At 29.0% G+C, this 23,612-nt stretch carries 21 protein-coding genes and 1 riboswitch; of the genes, 11 read left to right on the top strand and 10 right to left on the bottom strand.

Going from position 1 to position 23,612, the window contains the following annotated elements:
- The first annotated feature begins 23 nt into the window (after window positions 1–23).
- Window positions 24–2,270: a heavy metal translocating P-type ATPase gene (locus tag B3086_RS07820; protein ID WP_346848109.1), complete on the top strand. Its 2,247-nt coding sequence runs from the start codon at window positions 24–26 to the stop codon at window positions 2,268–2,270.
- Between the two features lie 101 nt (window positions 2,271–2,371).
- Here the strand turns inward: B3086_RS07820 and B3086_RS07815 are convergent, their stop codons facing one another.
- Both B3086_RS07815 and B3086_RS07810 read right to left on the bottom strand, forming a co-directional pair.
- Entirely contained in the window at window positions 2,372–2,827 is a 456-nt protein-coding gene (locus B3086_RS07815) for a CBS domain-containing protein (protein ID WP_035135753.1), read from the bottom strand.
- Between the two features lie 121 nt (window positions 2,828–2,948).
- Entirely contained in the window at window positions 2,949–4,190 is a 1,242-nt protein-coding gene (locus B3086_RS07810) for a patatin-like phospholipase family protein (protein WP_346848110.1), read from the bottom strand.
- 271 nt (window positions 4,191–4,461) lie between these two features.
- Between B3086_RS07810 and B3086_RS07805 the strand changes: the two genes are divergently transcribed.
- Window positions 4,462–4,920 (top strand): hypothetical protein, encoded by a 459-nt coding sequence (locus B3086_RS07805; RefSeq protein WP_035132239.1) that lies wholly within the window; start codon window positions 4,462–4,464, stop codon window positions 4,918–4,920.
- 100 nt (window positions 4,921–5,020) lie between these two features.
- On the opposite strand, the gene B3086_RS07800 is transcribed toward B3086_RS07805, so the two are convergent.
- From B3086_RS07800 to hemA, 4 genes are all read right to left on the bottom strand, one after another.
- On the bottom strand, window positions 5,021–5,464 hold the full coding sequence (locus tag B3086_RS07800; protein ID WP_346848111.1) for a ferritin-like domain-containing protein: 444 nt from the start codon (window positions 5,462–5,464) through the stop codon (window positions 5,021–5,023).
- A gap of 124 nt (window positions 5,465–5,588) precedes the next feature.
- Window positions 5,589–7,034 carry a Na+/H+ antiporter NhaC gene (nhaC, locus tag B3086_RS07795; protein WP_346848112.1) on the bottom strand — a complete coding sequence of 482 codons (1,446 nt, stop codon included), beginning with the start codon at window positions 7,032–7,034 and terminating at the stop codon, window positions 5,589–5,591.
- 268 nt (window positions 7,035–7,302) lie between these two features.
- The gene (gene hemL, locus B3086_RS07790; protein WP_346848113.1) at window positions 7,303–8,577 is read right to left on the bottom strand and encodes a glutamate-1-semialdehyde 2,1-aminomutase; all 1,275 of its coding nucleotides are present in this window, start codon (window positions 8,575–8,577) and stop codon (window positions 7,303–7,305) included.
- Window positions 8,578–8,590: 13 nt separating this feature from the next.
- Window positions 8,591–9,832: a glutamyl-tRNA reductase gene (gene hemA / locus B3086_RS07785; RefSeq protein ID WP_346848114.1), complete on the bottom strand. Its 1,242-nt coding sequence runs from the start codon at window positions 9,830–9,832 to the stop codon at window positions 8,591–8,593.
- A 199-nt stretch (window positions 9,833–10,031) separates the two neighbouring features.
- Between hemA and B3086_RS07780 the strand changes: the two genes are divergently transcribed.
- The gene (locus B3086_RS07780) at window positions 10,032–10,679 is read left to right on the top strand and encodes a TIGR01906 family membrane protein (RefSeq protein WP_346848115.1); all 648 of its coding nucleotides are present in this window, start codon (window positions 10,032–10,034) and stop codon (window positions 10,677–10,679) included.
- 24 nt (window positions 10,680–10,703) lie between these two features.
- On the opposite strand, the gene B3086_RS07775 is transcribed toward B3086_RS07780, so the two are convergent.
- The 3 genes from B3086_RS07775 to B3086_RS07765 are packed head-to-tail and all read right to left on the bottom strand — an operon-like array spanning window position 10,704 to window position 13,829.
- Window positions 10,704–11,879 (bottom strand): SpoIIE family protein phosphatase, encoded by a 1,176-nt coding sequence (locus B3086_RS07775; RefSeq protein ID WP_346848116.1) that lies wholly within the window; start codon window positions 11,877–11,879, stop codon window positions 10,704–10,706.
- Window position 11,880: 1 nt separating this feature from the next.
- Window positions 11,881–13,587: a [Fe-Fe] hydrogenase large subunit C-terminal domain-containing protein gene (locus B3086_RS07770; protein WP_346876188.1), complete on the bottom strand. Its 1,707-nt coding sequence runs from the start codon at window positions 13,585–13,587 to the stop codon at window positions 11,881–11,883.
- Window positions 13,578–13,829 (bottom strand): NAD(P)H-dependent oxidoreductase subunit E, encoded by a 252-nt coding sequence (locus B3086_RS07765; protein ID WP_346848118.1) that lies wholly within the window; start codon window positions 13,827–13,829, stop codon window positions 13,578–13,580. Before B3086_RS07765 ends, B3086_RS07770 begins: the two co-directional genes overlap by 10 nt.
- 150 nt (window positions 13,830–13,979) lie before the next feature.
- On the opposite strand from B3086_RS07765, the gene yfcE reads away from it, so the two are divergent.
- The gene (gene yfcE / locus B3086_RS07760) at window positions 13,980–14,525 is read left to right on the top strand and encodes a phosphodiesterase (RefSeq protein ID WP_346876189.1); all 546 of its coding nucleotides are present in this window, start codon (window positions 13,980–13,982) and stop codon (window positions 14,523–14,525) included.
- A 36-nt stretch (window positions 14,526–14,561) separates the two neighbouring features.
- On the opposite strand, the gene B3086_RS07755 is transcribed toward yfcE, so the two are convergent.
- Complete coding sequence (locus B3086_RS07755) at window positions 14,562–14,744, bottom strand: hypothetical protein (protein ID WP_150845548.1); 183 nt, start codon at window positions 14,742–14,744, stop codon at window positions 14,562–14,564.
- Between the two features lie 379 nt (window positions 14,745–15,123).
- Here B3086_RS07755 and glyA point away from each other — a divergent pair, with 379 nt between their 5' ends.
- From glyA to cobA, 7 genes are all read left to right on the top strand, one after another.
- A complete protein-coding gene (glyA, locus tag B3086_RS07750; protein WP_346848120.1) occupies window positions 15,124–16,356 on the top strand; it encodes a serine hydroxymethyltransferase in 1,233 nt (410 codons plus the stop codon).
- Window positions 16,357–16,491: 135 nt separating this feature from the next.
- Window positions 16,492–16,664: riboswitch (cobalamin riboswitch) on the top strand.
- A 260-nt stretch (window positions 16,665–16,924) separates the two neighbouring features.
- Window positions 16,925–18,421 (top strand): cobyric acid synthase, encoded by a 1,497-nt coding sequence (locus tag B3086_RS07745; RefSeq protein ID WP_346848121.1) that lies wholly within the window; start codon window positions 16,925–16,927, stop codon window positions 18,419–18,421.
- A gap of 14 nt (window positions 18,422–18,435) precedes the next feature.
- Entirely contained in the window at window positions 18,436–19,401 is a 966-nt protein-coding gene (cbiB, locus tag B3086_RS07740) for an adenosylcobinamide-phosphate synthase CbiB (protein ID WP_414632278.1), read from the top strand.
- A gap of 38 nt (window positions 19,402–19,439) precedes the next feature.
- Window positions 19,440–20,564, top strand: a complete 1,125-nt coding sequence (locus tag B3086_RS07735; RefSeq protein WP_414632277.1) for a pyridoxal phosphate-dependent aminotransferase — start codon at window positions 19,440–19,442, stop codon at window positions 20,562–20,564.
- A 30-nt stretch (window positions 20,565–20,594) separates the two neighbouring features.
- Window positions 20,595–21,233, top strand: a complete 639-nt coding sequence (locus B3086_RS07730) for an NAD(P)-dependent oxidoreductase (protein WP_346876191.1) — start codon at window positions 20,595–20,597, stop codon at window positions 21,231–21,233.
- 32 nt (window positions 21,234–21,265) lie between these two features.
- Window positions 21,266–22,138: a hydroxymethylbilane synthase gene (hemC, locus tag B3086_RS07725; protein ID WP_035132259.1), complete on the top strand. Its 873-nt coding sequence runs from the start codon at window positions 21,266–21,268 to the stop codon at window positions 22,136–22,138.
- Window positions 22,139–22,157: 19 nt separating this feature from the next.
- A complete protein-coding gene (cobA, locus tag B3086_RS07720) occupies window positions 22,158–23,612 on the top strand; it encodes a uroporphyrinogen-III C-methyltransferase (protein ID WP_346876192.1) in 1,455 nt (484 codons plus the stop codon).

The raw sequence follows: 23,612 nt of genomic DNA, 5'->3' as shown, positions 1-23,612 counted from the left end.
CTAGTTATAGGGGGAGTAAAATAATGGGACAAACAAAAAGGCTTTATGAAATTCAAGGATTGCATTGCGCAAATTGTGCTTTGAAAATCGAACGTGAACTAAATCAATTATCTTACGTACAAAGTGCTGTAGTCAACTCTGTGACATCAAAAGCTATTTTAGAGGTTGATGAGAACACTAATAGAGAAATAATATTTGATGATGTGGAAAGCATATCTACTAGAATTGAACATGGAGTTAGAGTTAAAGAAATTGAAAAAAATATTATAAATAAAAAAAATGTTAAGGTTCAGGGAAATATAAAAAGTATTAATTCTAATTCAAATGATAATAAAGTTAAGGAAGAAAAGGTTACCTACAAGGATTCTCATAGTGATGATCATGTTCATAACCATAGCCATGATCATGGAGAAGGGTTTAAAAAGAAACAAATAATAAAATTTATTATAGGAATTTCTTTGGCAGTTGCTGGAGTATTAACTAAGGATAGGATAAGTTTATGTTTATTTATAGCTTCTTATCTAGTAATTGGTGGAGATATTCTGCTTATTGCCGGCAAAAATATAATAAAAGGTCAAGTTTTTGATGAGAACTTCTTAATGAGTATAGCTACAATTGGTGCATTTTTAATTGGTGAATATCCAGAAGCTATTGGAGTAATGCTATTTTATCAAGTAGGAGAGTTTTTTCAAGAATTGGCAGTTAATAAATCTAGAAATTCTATATCAGAGTTAATGGATATTCGTCCAGACCATGCAAATTTAAAATTAAGTAACGGGGATATATCTTCTGTCTCTCCAGAAGAGGTAGGTATTGGTGATATAATAGTTGTTAAGCCAGGTGAAAAAATTCCTTTAGATGGAGTTGTAGTAAGGGGAGATTCTCAAATAGATACTTCTGCTTTAACAGGAGAATCTGTTCCAAGAGTAGTTAAGGAAAGAGCTGAAGTTTTAGCTGGATCGATAAATAAAACTTCTCTTATTGAAGTTAAAATAACTAAGGAATTTAGTGAATCTACAGTATCAAAGATTCTTGAATTAGTAGAAAATGCTTCAAATAAAAAAGCACCAACAGAAAAGTTTATAACAAAGTTTGCTAGATACTATACTCCTATTGTGGTTATATTAGCTATTCTACTAGCTTTCTTACCACCGTTAGCTATGGGTGAAGATTTATATACCTGGTTATATAGAGGACTATCATTTTTAGTTGTATCTTGTCCTTGTGCCCTTGTGATATCAATACCTTTAAGCTTCTTTGGTGGGATTGGAGGAGCATCTAGAAGTGGGGTGCTTGTCAAAGGAGGAAACTATCTTGAAGCATTGAGCAAAGCAGAAGTGGTAATTTTTGATAAAACAGGTACATTAACAGAAGGAAGCTTTGAAGTTACAAAAATTACTCCTTATGGATTCATTACTGAGGACATGTTAATGGAATATGCGGCATATGCTGAAATATATTCTAATCATCCTATTGCAAAATCTATTGTAGAATCCTATAAAAAAATTAGTACGAAGGCTATTATTGATAAAAGTAGAATAAAGAGTTATGAAGAGATTCCAGGTAAAGGTGTAAAAATATACTTTGGTGATAGATATATATATGCAGGAAATTATAAACTGATGGAAGAACTTGAAATTAGGTATGTAAAATCAAATGAAGTGGGTACTATTATATATGTTGCAGTAAATAATAATTTTGTAGGAAGTTTAGTGATTTCTGATAGAATAAAAAATACTTCACCTATGGCTATTGCAAAGTTAAAAGAACTAGGGATTAAGAAAACTGTTATGCTTACTGGAGATAATAAAACAATTGCTGAATATGTTGCAAAGGTTATTTCTATTGATGAGGTTAGGGCCGAATTAATGCCACATGAAAAAGTAAGTGAAGTAGAAAAAATATATAATGGCCTTTCTAAGAAGGGAAGATTAATATTTGTTGGAGATGGAATAAATGATGCTCCCGTATTAGCTAGAGCAGATATAGGGATAGCAATGGGGGGAATAGGCTCAGATGCAGCTATAGAAGCTTCTGATGTTGTTATTATGACTGACGATCCTGAAAAAATATCTACATCTATAAAAATAGCTAGGAAGACACAAAAAATTGTAGTTCAAAATATTGCATTTTCCTTATTGATAAAAGCTATAGTCTTAGTATTAACAGCTCTAGGGATTACCAATATGTGGATGGCGGTATTTGCAGATGTAGGAGTTACAATAATAGCTGTATTAAATGCTATGAGAGCTATGAAGATGGAAGAATAAATAAAAGTTTAACTTAAAAATACTAAAATACAGAATTAAAATATATTAAAACCCTTTAATGTTTTTAGCATTAAAGGGTTTTTAAACTTAAGTGATAATTATTAACTTATTTTTGACATAGTTTTAAATTCGCTAAACTCATCACTATTATCTACCTCAAATAATTTCTTATAACAATATGATATTATATCTCCTCTTTTTATAATTCCAATGAATATATTTGAGTCATCAACTACTGGAACGAAATTTTGTGATTTAGCAACAAGTATTAAACTTTCAATATCAGAATTAATTGATACGGGTTTATCTTTAAAATGTCTTGGTATATCCTTTATTAAAACATTTTCTGTATCCTTTAAGCTTAATTCGGAAGAATTTTTTAATTTCCAAAGAAGATCACCTTCTGTTAAAGTACCTACATATTTTCCTTTATCATCCACTAAAGGTATAGAAGTATATCTATGATATTCCATTCTCTCCATTGCTCTTCGCATAGTAGAACTAACCTTTTCAAAAATTACTTCGCTTTTAGGAGTTAGAAAAAAGGCAATGTTCATATTTTATCATCCTCCAATAAATCAATATTCAATAAGTATACTAAAAAGCTATACTTTAATTATAACATAGTTTTTAGACTAAAAGAGAGTAAAGTTTTTAATAATTTAAGAACATGTAATGCTATAAATTGATTCTATAATTAATTAAACACAAAAACATATGAGCAATAAACTCTTTAGGAAATGTAATTGCTAAAGTGTTTCTAAAGGCTATTGTGGATTTAGATGTATCTAGAAGATTGCAATTTTTAAAAATTAAATAATCTTTTAGTGAAAGTTCCTTACAATTTATATTTTTTTTATATACATTTACTTTTTGTAAAATTTTATTTAAAAGTTCATCATATCTATATACAATATTTCTTTCAATTTCTAAAATTTCTGCAGTGATTTCCATAGCCATGATAATATTAACACGGCTTTTTGTTATTATGCCTGAAAAGTTATCAATTTTTTTTATAGTTCTTAATAGTTTTAAATGATTGTATAGGGAATTATTAAAATTTAAGGAATCAGTTATAAGTTTAAACTCAATGGCATTAATATTTACTAATAATCCCTTAGGGAACTCATCTTTGAAAAAATAATAGTTTTGTCCTGTTAATTGCTTAAAGGTTTTTAATGTATCTAAATATCCTATACTTATATTTCTTTTAATTCTTTCACTATCAAAACTAATAATTGGACCAAGATTTTCACTACATTTTATTTCTATTATAGGTATATCATTTATATTATTAATTTTTTGACTGAATCCAGGTCCATCTATATCCACTTGGATTATAGCAGAACAAGGGCTATTTAAAAGCATGCTGGTTGGAATATTATTATACATACCTCCATCAACAAAACTGACACCATCAATAACCATATGCTTTAGGCCAGGCAGAGAGCAACTTGCCATTATATAGTCAATAATTTTTCCGTAAGGAATATCAGTCTTAAATATTTCTATAGGTTTTAGGGGATACATAGTAAGGGTAACAATACCAAAATCTATAGGTGAATTCCTTATTATATCTTCATTTAAATAGCGTTGTAGTAATCTTTTTAAAGGTGTATGATCTAACCCTCTATTAGATATAATATTTTTCATGAATTTAGGAAGATTTTTAAATGATAGATTTTCATCTATAGAAAAATTATCATCAATATTGAAGCAAGTTGAAAAATCTATTGATAGCCATAACTCTTCTAAGTCATTATAATTATTGCTACATATAAAAGCGCTATTAATAGCTCCAATAGAAGTTCCAACTACCGAAGATATATCTATATTTAATTCTATTAAAGCTTTCCACACTCCAACTTCATAAGCACCCCTAGAACCACCACCACCTAATACTAATCCATAACTATTCAAGCGTTATAACACCCCTTCGGTAAGTAAAATTAACTTAAATATAATTCTACTTAATATTATATTATACTAAATGAGTTAAATTTGATAATTATTATAATGATTATATTATATATACTAATAATTACTATTTATACGTTGAACTTTTATGTAAAAAACTATATAATTAGTATATACTAACAATAGAATTATAGTATAGTAAACTATTTTAAATGATATAATTTAAAAATGTCGGAAGATTTCAATAATAACCAAGATGAGAAGGAGATTAGTTATGGAAATAAGTTTAAATTTAATAGAAGAAGCAGTTAAATCCAATAGTATTGAGGAAGTAAGAAAAGCATTAATTGAATACATAAGAGTTGAACCAGAAAATTCAGAAAAAATTATAAATGCATTAAATTATGCTAAAGAAAACATTAAGGGATTATTTGAAATTCATGATGGAGCAAAACTAGAAGAGGATAATAAGTGGACTAAAGAATATTTTTTGAAAACTCTTCAAGATTTATCGAATAACTTTTCAGAAGAAAGATTTAATCATTTGTGCTTAGTAGGAGCTTTTATATATCCAAATGAAGATATTATAGAACAGGATACAGTTATAATTAACAATGTGAAACCTATTTCAGATGCTGAAATTAAATTTGAAAAAGTAAAGTCTGCTCTTGCATTAGGAACTGGACTTTTAATAGGATACATCATTGGTAAAAAGATTAATAAAAAAAGATAATATATATTAAAATGCCCTATTAGTATTTTATTGAATTAATACTAATAGGGCATTTTAATGTTTTTAGGAATTATAATGTATTGAAATTATTTTACAATTTTTATTGAAAACTACCACTATATAATTCATATCTTTCAATATGATTAATATGTTTTTGATAATCTTTATTCATTAAATTTATAGTAGTATAGCTTTCACGATTAATAAAATTAGGATCTGATATTAATTTACAACCTAAATTTAATACATTATTTGCAGCTTCACAAGTTTTTTTTAAAAGCTCTTTGTCAATAACTGTAGCATCAATATTAATATATGAATTTATATCAACACAATTATCAATTTCTATAGGATTACCACCTAAATCAGTTATTATATTACATATTCTATATGCATGTTTTTGGTAGTCATTTCGAACTTTAGATATTTGAGAAATAACATCTTCATTTTTAGAGTGCTTTATATAATCTTCAAAAAGGTTTATATCAATATATATGCCCTGTAATAATTCATTTAAACTATTAACTATATATTTTTTATCCAAGAAAATCAACTCCTTGCAATAATATTCATTATATTATTGCCTAAGTGGTATTGACATTATTCATATTAGAAAATATTATAAAAGGATAAAAAGGCCATTTAATATATGATCTTTTCAAAGCATACTAGGATTTGATAACTGGTTTGTCTAGTTTTTCTGGGTCTTCTAGTTTTTCCATTGAGAATCCTGTGTATCCATAAACTATTGATATTATAGGATTTATATAGTTCAAGAAGCAGAATGGTGCATATAAGAAACAAGAAACACCAAGAGTAGTAGACATAAATGCTCCACAGGTGTTCCATGGAATAAATGGTGATGTTAATGTTCCAGAATCTTCTAGAGCTCTAGATAAATTCTTAGGTGCTAAGCCACGTTTAGCATACTCATCTTTATACATTCTACCTGGAATAACTATAGATAAATATTGATCTCCAGCAAGTATATTAACAACAATGCAAGAAATTATAGTAATTAGTACAAGAGAACCTGTATTAACGGCAAGTCTAAGTAATTTTTCAGCAAGTACATTTAAGAATCCAGCTTTCTCCATTATACCACCAAAGGTCATCGCACATATAATTAAAGAAACGGTATACATCATACCTTGAAGGCCGCCTCGAGTTAATAGTTCATCTACAATTTCAACTCCAGTTTCACTTACATATCCATCATTTAAAATGTTAACTATATCACCATAATTAGAACCTTGTACTAAAATAGCTAAAAGAACTCCCGTAGCAACACCTATTAGTAGTCCTGGAATTGCAGGCATTTTTTTTATAACAAGTATTATTACTATTATTGGAGGTAGCAATAGAATTGGGTTAATTACACCGGAGGCTTTTAGTCCATCAAATATTATATTCAACTTTGATACATCCAATTCTTGGCCTGCATATTTCATCCCAAGTATAGCGAATAGTATAAGAGATATTATTAAACTTGGCGTTGTAGTATAAAACATATGCTTAATGTGATCAAATAAAGTAGAACCAGCCATAGCAGGAGCTAAGTTAGTTGTATCAGAAAGCGGTGACATTTTATCTCCAAAATATGCACCAGATATTATAGCACCAGCTATCATTGGAGTAGGGATTCCTAAACCAATACCTACGCCTATAAGTGCAATACCTACAGTACCAGCAGTTGTCCACGAACTTCCAGTAGCTAATGAAACTATAGCGCAGATTATACATGTAGCAACTAAGAATATACCAGGAGATAAAATTTTAAGTCCGTAATAAATCATTGTTGGTACAGTACCACTTAATATCCAAGCACCAATTAAAACTCCAATTATCATAAGTATTATAATTGCTTGCATTGACATTTGAATAGTATCGATAAATCCTTTTTCGAGATCTTCCCATTTAAATCCAATACATAAAGCTGTAATAGTTGCAGCTGCAGCTGCAATTATTAAAGGAATATGTGGACTTGATTCATAGAATATAATTGCAATAGATAGAGAAATAATGAGAACTAAAATAGGTATAAGAGCTTGCCAAACTTTTGGCTTTCTAGGGGGGGAAGCTATCTTACTAGATTTTTGTTTTTTTTCTTTCATTAACAACACACTCCTATATTAAATTCCAATTTAAGTAATTAAATAAATTATATATCAGTATAATTATAATTGCAATACTATTCAGAAAATTTATGAATTAAAAAGCCGTATTTAATATTATGCATTTTTATGAAAAATAATTGATATAAACAGCTATTATAATTAGTTTATGAAACTTGATAAATTATTATATTCATTTTATTGTAATAAAAAAAGAGTACAAAAAAACTTTGTACCCCAAGTTATTATAAATGTTATAATTATACACTTATATATTAAATGATTTATAGGCTGTAAGAAATTTATTTATATCATCTTCGCTATGAGAAATTGATAGGAACATTGCTTCAAATTGTGACGGTGGTAAATTAATTCCTTTGTCTAACATATGCATAAAATATTTTCTAAATATGTTTGTATTACAACTTTTAGCATCTTCGTAATTATTAATTTCATTTAAGTCTGTAAAAAATACAGTCATCATACCACAAACTCTATTAATTACTACATTTATATTTTTTTCTTTTGAAATTTCTTTAATACCATTTTCTAATCTTGTTCCTATGGTTTCTATATGGGTATATATATCTTGTTTTTCATGTAATTCTTTAACTGTTGCTATTCCAGCAGCCATAACAAGAGGATTACCTGACATGGTTCCTGCCTGATACACAGGGCCTAATGGAGCAAGTAGTTCCATGATTTCACGTCTTCCGCCATAAGCCCCACAAGGTAAGCCGCCTCCAATAATTTTACCATAGGTAATAAGATCAGGTTTAACATTTGGGAATAGCTCTCTTGCGCCTTTATATGCAATTCTGAAACCACACATTACTTCATCAAATATTAATAAAGTACCATTATCTTTACAAAGTTTATCTAAGTTCTCCATGAACTCCATAGAAGGTTTAACAACTCCCATGTTTCCAGCAATAGGTTCAATAATAACACAGGCTATATCATTACTATAAGCAGTAAATATTTCTTTTAAATTATCTATATCGTTATAATTAGCAACAATTGTATGCTCTATGTGTTCTTTAGGTATACCAGCGCTGCCAGGTATTCCACAAGTCATAACACCAGAACCTGCACTTACTAAAAATCCATCATAATGGCCGTGATAACAACCAGCAAATTTAACAATTTTATTTCTCTTAGTATAGCCTCTGGCTAATTTAATTGCACTCATAGTAGCTTCAGTGCCAGAGTTAACCATTCTAATCATATCAATTGAGGCAGTTTCACATAAAAGTTTTGCTAAGTCTAATTCTAATTTTGTTGGTGCACCAAAGGCTATAGCAGTTTCTGAAGTATTTTTTATAGCATCAACAACTCTGGAGTTACAATGCCCTAAAATCATAGGTCCCCAAGCTCCAACAAAATCTATGTATTCTTTATTTTCTTCGTCATATATTTTAGAACCCATACCAGATTTTATAATAGGAGGGGTGATACCCATATCCTTAAGTGCTCTTACTGGACTATTAACTCCTCCGGGAATATACTTTTTGCTTTCTTCAAATATAGTTTTATTGTTCATTAAGCTCTTCCTCCTAATTAAATTTATTTAGAAAAATACGTTCAATTAACTCATAGGCGTCCTTATTATTTCCTTTTAAAGTTTCTTCTTTTAAAACTTCAATGGCACGATTTATATATGTGTTAGCACTACTTTTTAAAAGGGTAGCTACAAGCTTGTCATTATCTTTAGTGTACTTTTTATTTTTAAAAGTTTTAAGATTATTTTCCACAAGTAATTTACCTTCTTCTTTTACATCTTTAATTATACCACTTAAGGACATTAACTTTAAAAAATTATTATATTCACCATAGTATTTCTTTATTATATATTTATTTGAATTCATAATATTTCTTCGCTGAATCTTATTTTCTTTATCTACATTTTGAAGATTATCTAAATTAAATAAACATATATTTTTTAATTCACTACAAGAATCTTCAACATTAATTGGTAAGGAAAGATCAAAAATTAAAATTGGTTGTGAAGGGAGATCTTTCTTTAGTACAATTGGAGTAGGGGAAGAAGTACAGCATATTAAAGCATCTATATATTTATAAGTATCTACCATATTATCAATGGGTATAATTTCAATCTTTTTATTTTCCATTAATTTTATATTTTTTATTATAGTACTATGATTAATAACCTTATCTGTATTTCTTACTACAATATATATTTTATCTAAGATATCTTGTTTTCCTATAAGATAATTTAAAGTTAATTGAGCCATTTTACCAAAACCTAATATTAATATATTTTTACAACCTTGGTCTATAGCTTTTTTAGCAGCAATAGATGAATAGGACACAGGTGTCTTATATAGTTTACTTTCGGTTTTAAACTCTTTACCACAACTAATAGCCATTGTAAATAGCTTATCAAAAGAAGCTTTTATAACTTTTAACTCTTTACTTTTTAAGTAGGCATCCTTTACTTGACCTAAGATTTGATCTTCACCTAAAATTTTTGAATGAAACCCACAACTAACTTCCAGTAAGTGAGTTATAGCCTTGCTATCATTAGAGTAAAATATATATTTAATAAACTCTTCATCCCAATTAAGTGTATTGAATACTTCTTGTATTATGATATTTTGAGATAGGGAAGATTTTAAGTATATTTCTGTTCTATTACAGGTATTAATTATAACAACTTCTTCGCATAGAGTTTCTTTCATTTTTAGTAATATTCCATCTATATTATCTTGGGATATTGCTAGTTTAGCTCTTAAAATTAAGTCAAGTTCTTTCTTTATTCCAATTAAATGAATCATCTTTACCCCCAAATCTATGAAACTACTAAATTTTATTTAATCAAATTTAAAACCCACTACAAGTGGGCACATTATAACTCATATATTGTAACATGAAAATTATACTATATGAAAATTTTTTTGACAATGATAAAATAGGATAATAAAATTGTATTGTATAGATTACTAATTTCTAACAAATAAAAGGTGAGGTAATACTATGAAAAAGTTTATTCTAAATGTCCTTATTTCTATTACAGGTTTTGTTTTAATTATTCTTATTTCTACTTTAATAGTAACAAGCATTAAACCTATTTATACTTACAGTATTAATAAATTTAATATGGAAGAGAGAACAAGCTTATCTATTGCGGAGATGAAAAAAAATTATTCTTATGTAATAGACTATTTGTTATATAATAACAACGACAAATTTGAACTACCATCTTTAGAATCATCAGAGGCTGGTGCTTTTCATTTTAAAGAAGTAAAGGAATTATTTAAACTAGCTAAGATTACTATATTAAGTTTAATAATTACGTTAGCAATATTGTCTGTACTGTATACTAGCAGTTATAAGAGCTATATTTATATAAAATATATTTCCATTATATCAATTATTACTCCAGTTATATTCTCAATAGTTGTAAGTATTAACTTTAATTTTTTCTTTACAATATTCCATAAAATTTTTTTTAATAATGATAAATGGATTTTTGATCCCAACACAGATCCTATTATAAACATATTACCTGAAGAGTTTTTTGCATTATGTACTGGTACTATTGGAATTCTTTGCATAGTCATTGGAATAGTACTATATGTGGTGTATTACAATTATAATAAAAAGAATTTAAAAAGATATTAGAAAAAATCTAATATCTTTTTGAAATTAAAGATAATTTACATTGACTTTTTTACCTAATGCAGTTAGTAATCTGGCTATGTCTTTAACAATTTTAATTTTTAAATTAAATTCATCTGGAAAAGATGGATTTTGATGAGCTGGATTAACTGCTTGCCCTATATATATATCTATGGATGTACCTTCATTAATTAACATATTAGTAATTCTAGAGGCTCCATCAGAGCCATTTATAGCACAGGGTATAGCATTCTTTTTAATGGAATTTAGATAATTTTTTAATAATTCTTTTACTTTATTTAAAGTTAGTATACCTTCTGTAACCAAGTCTATCCCTTTCATAAATCCCATAGGCGGGACTTCCGAAGTATAATGCTTTAAGTCTATCTCTATCGGGGTGTGTAATGTATTAGATATTATATTAGCAGTAGTGCCACCACATACAATTTTTTTACCTGTAGCATTTTTCACAAGATTTATAAGAATATCATCGTCATCCTTATTTTTAGGTGGCCCTGTAAAGAGAGAGATGTTTTGTTCCTTTCTTATCTTAATAGTTACTACTGTTGTATCATCCCCAGGTTTATTATCATATAAGTCTTTACAAACCTCTAATAGTTGTCTACATATGTTTTGAGCAATCACCTCTTTATGGAGTACATTAGTTAGATATCTATTTATATGAGGCCATTCCCAACCTAAATTTAAGAGTCCACCTACACCAGCATGTACAACTCCGTCACTTATAATAACTAGAGCATCAGATTCATTCATATAAAATCTACTTTCAAAAATAACTTTACCATTCACTATACGTCGATTCTTCTTGATGTCACAACTACGATTATTTCTAAAAAGAAAAACAGGTGGATTATCGTACTCTACCATATATACCTCGCCACTGTTTTTAATTTTCACAATTGTAAAAGTGGAGTAGGCTAACTTTCTAACTTGACATTCAGGCAATGTATTAATTATAGTATCTATAGTCTCATCTATAGTAGCTCCTTCTTTTAACATAGTAACTGCAATCTTAGATGTTAAAGTTCCTAGTATATTAGCTTTAACACCACTGCCAAGACCATCTGACATCACTACGATAATTCCATCTTCTGTATTAGCAATTTCAACGTTGTCACCACAAAGTTCTTCACCGTGTTTATTCATACTCATATTAGCTACATCTAAGTAATATTTTCTCATATTAGTCTTCCTCTTCTAATACTTTTTTTAACTCTAGGATAGCAACTTTAGTTTCTGCAGTAGTTTCACCAAGTAAGCTAGCAATTTCTTGAGCAACCATCATTTGCTTGTTTATAATTGTTTGGGTAACATCAATAGATTTACGCTTCAATTCAGTCAATTCTAATTTCCTATTTTCTTCCTCAGTTATGTCTGTAAATGTTATCAATAAAGATGAGTGATTTTTAATATAAATTACACTTTTATACCCATGAAAATCTAACTTACTGTAGAATACTTTTTTACCTAAAATATTCTTTTTTGTGTCGGCTACTTTTTTAAAGTCTAAGTCGTGTATAATTTCTGTTATAGGAACTCCTATTATACTTTCTTTTTCACAATTTAAAAACATTCTTCTTCCAGAGGGATTAATGTCCTTAATTAATAAGTTATCATCAATTATAATTAAAGCATTAGGTGAATTTTTAAATATTTCACTATTCATATTTTCTGCTAATGATCTCATATAAGGTACACACATCTCAACCTCAGACATTCCATTGTAAACAGCAATTGCCTTTTCAACACAAGTGTTGTATCCACAAGCGCCACAGTTTAATTCATCTTCTTTAGTGTATTTTCCCATTTGTTTAAGAAGAACTTTAATTTCATCGTCTTTAGGTGTTAGCATATGGATTTTTTTATTTTCAAAGTTTCTTGTAAGATTAAGATTATCCTTATTTATATTAATAACTTTTGAATTATTATTTTTTGTTTTTAAGTAATCTTGAATTCTTTGTAGTCTAGTGTATACAGATTCATTATCAGATAATGTGCCTGGACCGCCAAGACAACTTTCATTACAGGCACTTAATTCTATACACACATTCTTTAAAGTGTTATTTTTAAGTTCCTCTAAAATAACTTTACAATTTTCCAGACCATGAACCCTAATTACATTTAAATCTTTTTTATCAATAGTAGGTCTTATGGCATTTAATATTCCACCAACTACAGGATAGCGATCACCTCTTGTAGTACCGCTAAAATCTACTTCTCCATCTTCTAGTTCAGAATATTCAATACCATTTTCTTTTATATAGTCGATGATTTCGTCAAAGGTTAACACAGAATCAACAAATCCTAAATTAGATTCAGATAAAGCTTCATATTTTTTAGATACACATGGACCTATAAAAACAGTATAAGATTCCTCATATCTATTTTTTATGCTTTTTCCATGGGCGACCATAGGAGAGGATACTGGTAAAACTAATGGAATTAATTCAGGATAATATTTTTCTATTAACATTACTATGGAAGGACAGCAACTTGTGATAAATTCACTACTTGAACTACAATCAATCCTACATTCATATTCTTGAGTTACTAGTTCTGCACCTATGGAAACCTCTTCAATATAAGAAAAACCTAATCTTCTTAGAGCAGTTATCAATTTAGAAGGATGAGAGAATACTCCTCTAAAAGCAGGTGCTAATTGAGCAACAACTGTTTTATTGCTATTTAATGCTGCTTTGACATCATCAATATCTGAAAGCACATGACGAGCGTTTTGAGGACATACGACTAAACAATGACCACAAAAAATACATCTATCTTCTTGGATTTTAGCTTGATCATTTAAGACTTCTATAGCTTTAACTGTACAAGTACGTACACATTTGTAGCAATTTTTACAGTTAGCGGAGGAAAAATTCATTACTTGCATAGATTCACCTTCTTAACTATATATTCTTCAAAGAATTTATCTACTTCATCTTCATTTACAGTATAAATGTTATCATCGACAGTAACACATACCGAATCAGTACAATGACCAAGACAAAATGAAGCTTTTAATTCTATTTTATCTGTTAAATTATTTAATTCTATTAAGCTCTTAATTCGGTTTATAACATTGTGAGAACCTCTTACATAACAAGCACTTCCAACACAAACTTTAACAATCAAAATAAAACCCCTCCTTAATCTGTATATATGTTATATAATAAATTATAGAACTTTGGTAAAACACCGTCAATCACATGTTGTTATACATTTGACAATGTTATAAAAGTAATGTAAATAATAAGTATAAAATTTATTATGGGAGGATATAAAATGAGATTAGTAGTTATTTCTGATATTCATGGTTCTTCAAAATACACAAAAAAAGCTATAGAAGTATTTAATAGAGAACAGGGTGATTATTTATTAATTCTTGGAGATATACTTTATCACGGGCCAAGAAATCCATTACCGGAAGAGTATGATCCTAAAGAGGTAGCAAAGATACTAAATGAATATAGATATAAGATAATTGCAGTACGTGGAAACTGTGATTCGGAAGTTGATCAAATGTTATTGGATTTTCCATGCATGGGAGATTATTCTGTAGTTTTATATAATAACAAAAGATTTTTTTTAACTCATGGACACAAATATAATGAGAATAATATGCCTAATATATCTACAGAAGATATAATGCTACATGGTCATACACATATATTAGGTATTAATAAAAAAGATGGCATTTCTATAATTAATCCAGGTTCTATTTCTTATCCAAAGGAAAATAATCCTCATAGCTATGGAGTTGTAGATGGAGATGTATTCTATATAAAAACATTAGAGGGAACTATAATTCAAGAAATAGTATTGAACTAAATAATGTTCTATATTAAAAAGTAGAGGGTATTTCCTCTACTTTTTAATTATTTTATCAATTATATTAGATTCAATTAATTCACTTTTACTAAATCCGTTTCTAAAGTATCTCACTTGCTTATACTTAACTCCACCCATTTCAAAATCAAGGATATCAATTCTATCTCCCTTAAAAATTTCAGCTTCTTTCTTGCCTTTTAGAAATATATGAATTTCCATATCATTCCTCCTTGTAGTTATTAATTAAATAGATTATATAACAACGTAGATGATTTATTCAATAATATAGCTAAAGGAATTATTAAATTATGTTAAATAGTATTTTAAAAAATTAAATATATAGAAACTATTTAAGGGTGTTTTTGTACACATAAAGTCATATAATTAAAAAATTTCAAGAATAATTAAAAAATTGAGTATGTTAACATGAAAATAAATGTTATAATAATATGTAAAGGTTCTGGTGGTTATATTGTTGCTATCTGTGCTGCAAAACTAAGTACTAAAGCTTTACTAACGCAAAAGAAAAAAACTTGTTAAAAAGCTATTCACATGGTTCCACCAAAAACAACTAATTTTAATTGCAGGAGGAGTATGTATGAACTTAGAACATGTTAAAAACATTGATACGGAAATTTATGAAGCAATTTGTCTTGAGACTGCTAGACAGGAAAGTAAAATCGAACTTATCGCTTCAGAAAACTTTACAAGTGAGGCCGTGAGAGAGGCTATGGGATCCACTCTTACAAATAAATATGCAGAAGGATATCCAGGAAAAAGATATTATGGTGGTTGCGAATGCGTAGATGTTGCTGAAAATATTGCTAGAGATAGAATGTGTAAACTATTTGGAGCAGACCATGCCAATGTTCAACCTCATTCAGGTTCTCAAGCTAACATGGCAGTTTATATGAGTGTATTAGAACCAGGAGATAAAGTATTAGGAATGAATTTATCTGATGGTGGACACTTAACCCATGGAAGTCCAGTTAATTTTTCTGGAAAGTTATATAAATTTATATCTTATGGAGTAGGTGAAGATGGATTTATAGATTATGATGCATTAAGAACTGTAGCTTTAGAGGAAAGGCCTAAAATGATAGTTGCGGGGGCTAGTGCTTACCCAAGAATAATAGAATTTGATAAAATAAGATCAATATGTGATGAGATAGGTGCATATATGATGGTAGATATGGCTCATATAGCTGGACTTATTGCCGCAGGTGTACATCCTAGTCCAGCTCCATATGCAGACTTTATTACAACAACAACTCATAAAACTTTAAGAGGACCAAGGGGTGGGGCAATACTTTGTAAAGAAAAGTATGCAAAACTAGTAGATAAAACTATATTCCCTGGAATACAGGGTGGTCCATTAATGCATACTATTGCAGCTAAAGCTATCTGCTTTAAAGAAGCTCTAGACCCATCTTTTAAAGAGTATCAGCAAAAAGTTTTAGAAAATGCTAAATCTCTTGCAAGTGCATTAAAAGAAAAAGGATTTAAATTAGTGTCTGATGGTACCGATAATCATTTAATTCTTGTGGATTTAAGAAATAAAGATATTACAGGAAAAGCAGCGGAGCATCTATTAGACGAAGTTGGAATCACTGTAAATAAAAATACAATACCTTTTGAATCCCAAAGCCCATTTGTAACTAGTGGTATTAGAATAGGTACTCCTGCTACTACTACTAGAGGTTTTGGAAAAGAAGAAATGATTGAAATTGCTGATATAATGAATTGGGCAATTGATAACAGAGATGCTGATTTATCACCTGCTAAGGAAAGAGTTAAAGCTCTTTGCAATAAAATTCCATTATATAAGTAAAGTATTTTTAATAACTAAGGACCTAGCATTTTCACTGCTAGGTCTTTACATTTTTTATAGAATATAAGAATGAATGCAAAGTAAAATTCACATTATATTGACTTATGTGTTTAAACCTCTTATAATTATGGGTGAAAATTAAATAGTATTTTAGGTGCTTTTTAAAAGTGAAAAGGGAATATGGTTAAAATCCATAGCAGCCCCCGCTACTGTAAATGATGACGACCCTCAAATACCACTCTTAATAGGGGAAGGTGAGGTTAGAATGATTCATAAGCCAGGAGACCTGCCTAAATATGAGCTTTCGGAGGGAAATGAGCTATTTTAGTGACTAAGTTAATATGTATAAGTAAAATTAAAGATTTTGGTAAGTTTATCTTACTTAGATTTAAACTTATATTTTTTATTTTACTAAGATGGAAATTTTAATTATTTGGCAAGGGAGCTTTTCTTCCTTGCTTTTTTATTTTATTTAAATTGAAACTCGACTCACTGCGTTCGCTGAGTAAGTGATTCACCCCAAATCAAAGATTTGGGTTCTCTACTTAATAGAAAGAAGGTATTATAAATGGCTAAAATAATGATTCAAGGTACAGCTTCTTCTGTAGGAAAAAGTATACTAGTTACTGCATTATGTAGAATATTTAAACAAGATGGATATTTGGTATGTCCATATAAGTCACAAAATATGTCTCTTAATTCATATATAACTTTGGATGGAAAAGAGATGGGGCGTGCTCAAGTTTTGCAAGCTTATGCTGCAGGGCTTGAACCTGAGGTATATATGAATCCTATTCTACTAAAACCTACTACAGATAAAAATTGTCAAATAATTTTTAATGGAGAAGTATATGGTTACTCCAATGCAAAGGAATACCACAATTTAAAAGTTAAATTTAAGGATGATTTAAAGTCTGCTTTTGAAAAATTAGAAAATCAATTTGATATTATTGTTATGGAAGGGGCAGGAAGTCCAGCAGAAATAAACTTAAGAGACAACGATATTGTTAACATGGGGATGGCTGAACTAATAGATGCACCTGTTTTACTTGTAGGTGATATCGATAAGGGCGGCGTATTTGCTTCTTTATTAGGTACTATTATGCTCCTTAGTGATAGTGAAAAGGACAGAGTTAAAGGAACTATTATAAATAAGTTTAGAGGAGATATATCCTTACTTAAACCTGGAGTAGATAGTTTAGAGGAGTTAACTCATAGGGATTGCTTAGGGGTTGTTCCATATTTTAAATTAGACTTAGAGGATGAAGATGGAGCTGTTGACCTTAATAAAAATATCACAGATAAAATTGATATAGCCATTATAAGGTTACCGCATATATCAAACTTTACTGATTTTGATGCGTTATCTATAGAACCAGATGTTTCTGTAAGATATGTTGAAACTGTAACTGAATTTAAAACTCCTGATTTAGTTATAATTCCTGGAACTAAAAATACCTTAGGGGATTTAGAATATTTAAAAAAATCAGGCTTATATAACAAAATTAGAGAATATGAAGTTAATGGGAAAATCATAGGTATTTGTGGAGGATATCAAATGCTAGGGAAGATATTAGAGGATCCTTATGGAGTTGAAACTACACTAGAGTCTATGGAAGGATTAGATATTTTACCTATAAAAACAGTTTTTGAAGAGAAAAAGATTACTACTAGAGTTAATGGTATCATAGCAAAGGATTTAATAAACAATGATACACCTTTAAGTATTTATGGATATGAAATACACATGGGAAAAACTACGATTTTAGATGAAGGTAAAAGCCTTATTAACATAAATAAGAGCAATAATGAAGAAGCTAATCATTTAGATGGAGTAGTAAATAATAAAGGAAATGTTATGGGAACGTATATTCATGGTATTTTTGATGGGGTTGAGTTTAGACAACACATTATTAATGAATTAAGAAGAGACAAGGGAATTGAAGAGAAGGTTTCTATGGCTTATGAGCACTTAAGAGAAAAGGAATTAGATAAACTAGCTGACCTTGTAAGAGCCTCTATAGATATGAATAAAATATATAAAATAATGGGCTTAAATAGATAGTGGGAGAAGTTATCATGATTAATTTTCATATATCCTTAAATATACTTTGTGTATCTTTAGCAGTTATTTTAGACTTTATTTTAGGTGATCCTAATTGGCTACCACATCCGATTATATATATAGGAAAACTTATTGGAGCTATAGAAAAGTGGCTAAGAAAACATTTCCCTAATAATATTAAATTGAAGTGGGCTTCTTTATTTATGGTGTTTATGGTTTGTATAATTACATACACTATTCCATATTTATTACTTAAGCTATCTATAATAAATAATATTGTTTTTATAGTAGTTAATACTTTAATAATATGGACAACGCTTGCTGCTAAGAGTCTTCATACAGCCGGAATTCAGGTCTATAATGCTCTTGTTCAGGATGATATAAAAGAAGCTAGAGTTAAGCTTTCATATATTGTAGGTCGAGATACAACTTCTTTAAGTAAGGATGAAATAATTCGAGGTGATGTAGAAACTATAGCTGAAAATACTTCTGATGGTATAATTGCACCTATAATTTATGCCATCATAGGAGGGGCACCACTTGCTATGATGTATAAAGGAATTAACACTATGGATTCTATGGTAGGGTACTTAAATGAAAAATATAAGAATATAGGTTTTTTTCCAGCAAATGTTGATGATATATTTAATTTTATTCCTGCTAGACTAACTGGAGTATTAATGTGTCTTACAGCATGGGTAGTTAAGGGAAGGATAATTGAATCCTTTAAGATTATGATTAGAGACAGAAAGAATCATAAAAGTCCTAATTGTGCCTATCCTGAGGGAGCTACTGCTGGAGCCTTATCTATTCAATTAGGTGGTGCTAATACCTACTTTGGAGAAATAGTAGAAAAACCAACTATTGGAGATGCTACAGAAGCTTTAAGTCATCAACACATTAAGAAATCTATAATACTAATGTATAGTAGTGAAATTTTACTAATAATATTAAGTTTAACATCTATAATTATACTTTAGTTAAAGGTGAGTGTTTTTATATACTTGCACATATTAAGATGAAAGGTGGTATATATATTTTGAAACATGGAGGAGATATATATACTGAAGGTACTTTAATTGGAAGAAAACTTTTAGACTTTAGCTCAAATGTAAATCCTATATCCATATCTAAGGATTTTAAGGGAAATATAGGAGAAGCTTTAGAAAAGGTACCTCTGTATCCAGATATAAAATATAGAGAATTAAAAAATAACCTATTAAATTATTTATTTAAAAGTAATGAGTATTTTAATGGAAATGCCTATGGTAAAGAGTATTTTAATAGCATAGGTATTGAAAATATTATAGTAGGAAATGGAGCAGCTGAAATTTTAGATTTAGTTATAAGCTACTTGAATTCTATAACCATAGTTGTTCCTTCCTTTGTAGAATACGAAGATTTTAGTAAAAAACATAAATTGGATATCAATTATTCTTTTTTAAATGAGTTTATGGAATATGATTATGAAGATATTTTTACACAGATACAAAATACTGAGGGGTTAATAATGGCTAATCCTAATAATCCAAATGGTTGTATTATTGATCATTGTAAATTTAAAAACATATTAGATTATTGTGAAGCCCATAATAAATTAGTGATTATTGATGAAGCGTTTATAGAGTTTGTATTAGATAATAATAAGAGTATAATTAATTATATACATAATTATAGTTGTATTGTAATTGTTAGAGCTATAACAAAATTTTTCTCCATGGCAGGAGTTCGTTTGGGCTATGCCATAAGTAGAAATAATAAATTACTAGATTTCATTATTTGTAATCAAAATCCTTGGACAGTGAATTGTTTTGCAGAAGTTGCTGCTAAGTATGCATTATTTGATGAAAAGTTTATAGATGAAAGTAAAAATTGGTTGATATCCGAAAGAGCATTTATGAAAAAATCTTTGAATGATATAAAGATTATACAAAAGGTGTATGAAAGCAAGGCTAATTATTTTCTTTGTAAGATAAAAGGAATTACAAGCTCAGAACTTTTAAAACAGCTTATGGAAAAGGGTATTTTAATTAGAAATTGTAATAACTATACTGGTCTTAATGATAGTTTTGTAAGGTTAGCTATAAAAACTAGAGATATGAATGAAACTATTATAAAAGCTTTAAGTGAAGTTAGTAGCTAAATAAATATTAAAATAAAGGATAGGATTCTCATGGATAGTTTTAATGATTCCGTATTTATTTCATTGAATGGTATGAATACTAAAGTTTTAATATTAGGAGGAGGAAAAAGTGCTTTAATAAAAGCTAAAACTCTTTTAAATAGTAGGTTTGTGGTTCATTGCATCTCAGAACAGTTTACAGATGAATTTAAGTTGTTAGATGGTGCTTATGATAATTTGAAACTTCTAGATAAAACTTTTACTAATGAGTTATTGGAGGATTATCATTTAATTGTAATTTGTACAAATGATTCTAAATTCAACGAAAATATTAGGAATATATGTAACAGTAAAAATAAAATTTTTATTGATACTACCCTTCCGGAGAATTCTAAAGCTATTCTTTGTGCTACAGGAAGAAGTGAAAATATTGCTTTGGGGCTTCGAATTAAAGGAAAAAATCCTAAAGCATCGGTATTTTTATGCAATAAGGCAAAGGAGTATCTTCAGAACTTTGACAATTATATAGAATTTATAACTCATATTAGAAATAATGTAACAACTTTAAATAATAAAAGTGAAATTCTAAATTTTATATGTTCTGAAGATTTTCTTTTCTTCTTTAACAATGGATACCATATTGAGATTTTGCAATTATTTTATTCGGATTTAATAAATGAATGGGTATAGATTTAAATTATACAATGAATGGAGGAGTAGAATTGAATTTAAAATTAGCTACACGAAAAAGTAAGCTTGCTCAAGTTCAAACTGATTATGTAATGGATTTGGTTGAAGAGCTACATAATATAAAATGTGAAAAGGTTCTTACAGATACTTTAGGAGATAAAAGACTTGATGTAACGTTAGATAAAATAGGTGGAAAGGGAGTCTTTATAAAAGAGTTAGAAAAATTAATGATTGATGGAAAAGCACATGGAGGAGTCCATAGTATGAAGGATGTGCCATATGAGCTACCAGATGGTTTCTCTATTGCTGCTACGCCAATAAGGGAAGATGTAAGGGATGCCTTTGTTTCTATGAATGGTGTTTCATTTTTTAATTTACCTAAGGGGGCTAGAGTTGGTACTAGTAGTAAAAGAAGAAGTGAGCAAATTCTCCTTTTAAGACCAGACATTGAAATAGTTCCTGTAAGAGGTAATGTTCAAACAAGAATTGATAAGATTGAAAATGAAAACTTAGACGGAATAGTATTAGCAGCTGCTGGATTAAAGAGATTGGGATTAGAAGGAATTATTACCAATTATTTTGAAACAAATGAAATAATTCCTGCTATTGCACAAGGAGCTTTAGGTATAGAAATTCATGAGAGTTGTGAGTATGCAGATGAATTAAGGGCTCTAGATAATGAGGAAGTTAGAATTTGCGTAGAAGCTGAAAGAAGTTTTATGAGAGAGTTAAAGGGTGATTGTCATTCTACTATTGGTGCATATGCTTCTATAGAAGATGATGTAATGACTATTATGGGTATATATGAAGTCAATGGTAATTTAGTAAAAGACACTATAATAGGAAATAAAGAAGAATATTTAAACTTAGGAAAAAAATTATCACAAGTTATCTTAAATAAGTAGATATTTAATAGGAGGATTTATGGGAAAGGTTTATTTAATTGGAGGTGGTCCAGGATCACCAGACTTAATAACATTAAGAGCTATAAAGGTTTTAAGAGAATGTACAGCTATACTTTATGACAGATTATCTGGTTCTGAAATATTAAAATATGTAAATAGAGATGCAAAACTTTATTATTGTGGAAAAGAGCCAGGATGTCACTATAAAACTCAGGAAGAGATTAATGATACCTTAGTTAAATTAGCAAAAGAAGGACATATTGTTGGAAGAATTAAAGGTGGAGATCCATACATATTTGGTCGTGGTGGTGAAGAAGCTTTAGCTCTAATAGATGAAAATATTGATTTTGAAGTAGTGCCAGGTATAACTTCACCTATTGCAGCACTCAATTATGGTGGCATACCTGTAACCCATAGGAAAATTGCCCAAAGTTTTCATGTCTTTACTGCTAAAAGTGCAGCTGGTTTAAACTTAGATTTTGAAACTATAGCTAAATTAAAGGGTACTTTAATTTTTATGATGGGTTATGAACAATTAGGAGGCATTTGCAACGGTCTTATTACTGCTGGATTAGGAGAAGAAACTCCAGTAGCTCTTGTAATGAGTGGAACTACCTCTAATCAAAAGAAAGCAGTAGGAACTTTAAAAGATATAACTGAAATAGCAAAGGAAAAGGGCATATCAAATCCATCTATCATTGTAGTGGGAGAAGTAGTCAAATTCAATGATAAGTTGAATTGGTTTGAGAAGTTACCTCTATTCGGAAGAAATATTTGCATAACTAGGAGTAAAGCACAAAGCAGGGAAATTGGCGATGAATTATCTAAATTAGGAGCTTCAGTTACAGAAATAAATTCTATTGCAATAGAACCTAATCCTGAAAGTATTAAAGCTATTGAAAATAAATTAGAAGACTATAAGTATATATTATTAACTAGTATTAATGGAGTTGAAATGCTATTTAATGCATTATACCATAACAGTATAGATATAAGAAAAATTAAAGGTGAGTTTGTTTCTATAGGAGATGCTACTACTAAAGCTTTAAAAGCTAAGGGAATAATTCCAACTTTAACAGCAGAGGAATTTACAGGTGAAGGTTTATTTAAAGCTATAGAACTAAAGGTTTCATCAGGAGATAAAATATTAATTCCACGCTCAAAAAAGGGGAGAAACTATATTGTAAATGAACTTCGAAATATTGGAGCTGAGGTAGATGATATACCAGTATATGACACAGTTATTGGTGAAAATCCTAATATAGTTTCTTTTGATAATTGTGATACAGTTGTATTTACTAGTCCTAGCACCGTAGAAAATATGATTACTTTAGTTGGAATAGATAAGATAAAAGAAAAATCAATTATATCAATAGGGCCTATTACTTCAAAGGCTTTAAATATTCATCAATTATCCTATACACAATGTGATAAAATTGGAACTCAAGGTATTATAGATACCTTAATAAAATAA

This window comes from Clostridium sp. UBA871 (genome assembly GCF_002295255.1).
GTDB classification, from domain to species: domain Bacteria; phylum Bacillota; class Clostridia; order Clostridiales; family Clostridiaceae; genus Clostridium_J; species Clostridium_J sulfidigenes.
The sequence above is the reverse complement of the archived record's forward strand: the minus strand, read 5'-3'. Positions and strand labels throughout refer to the sequence as shown.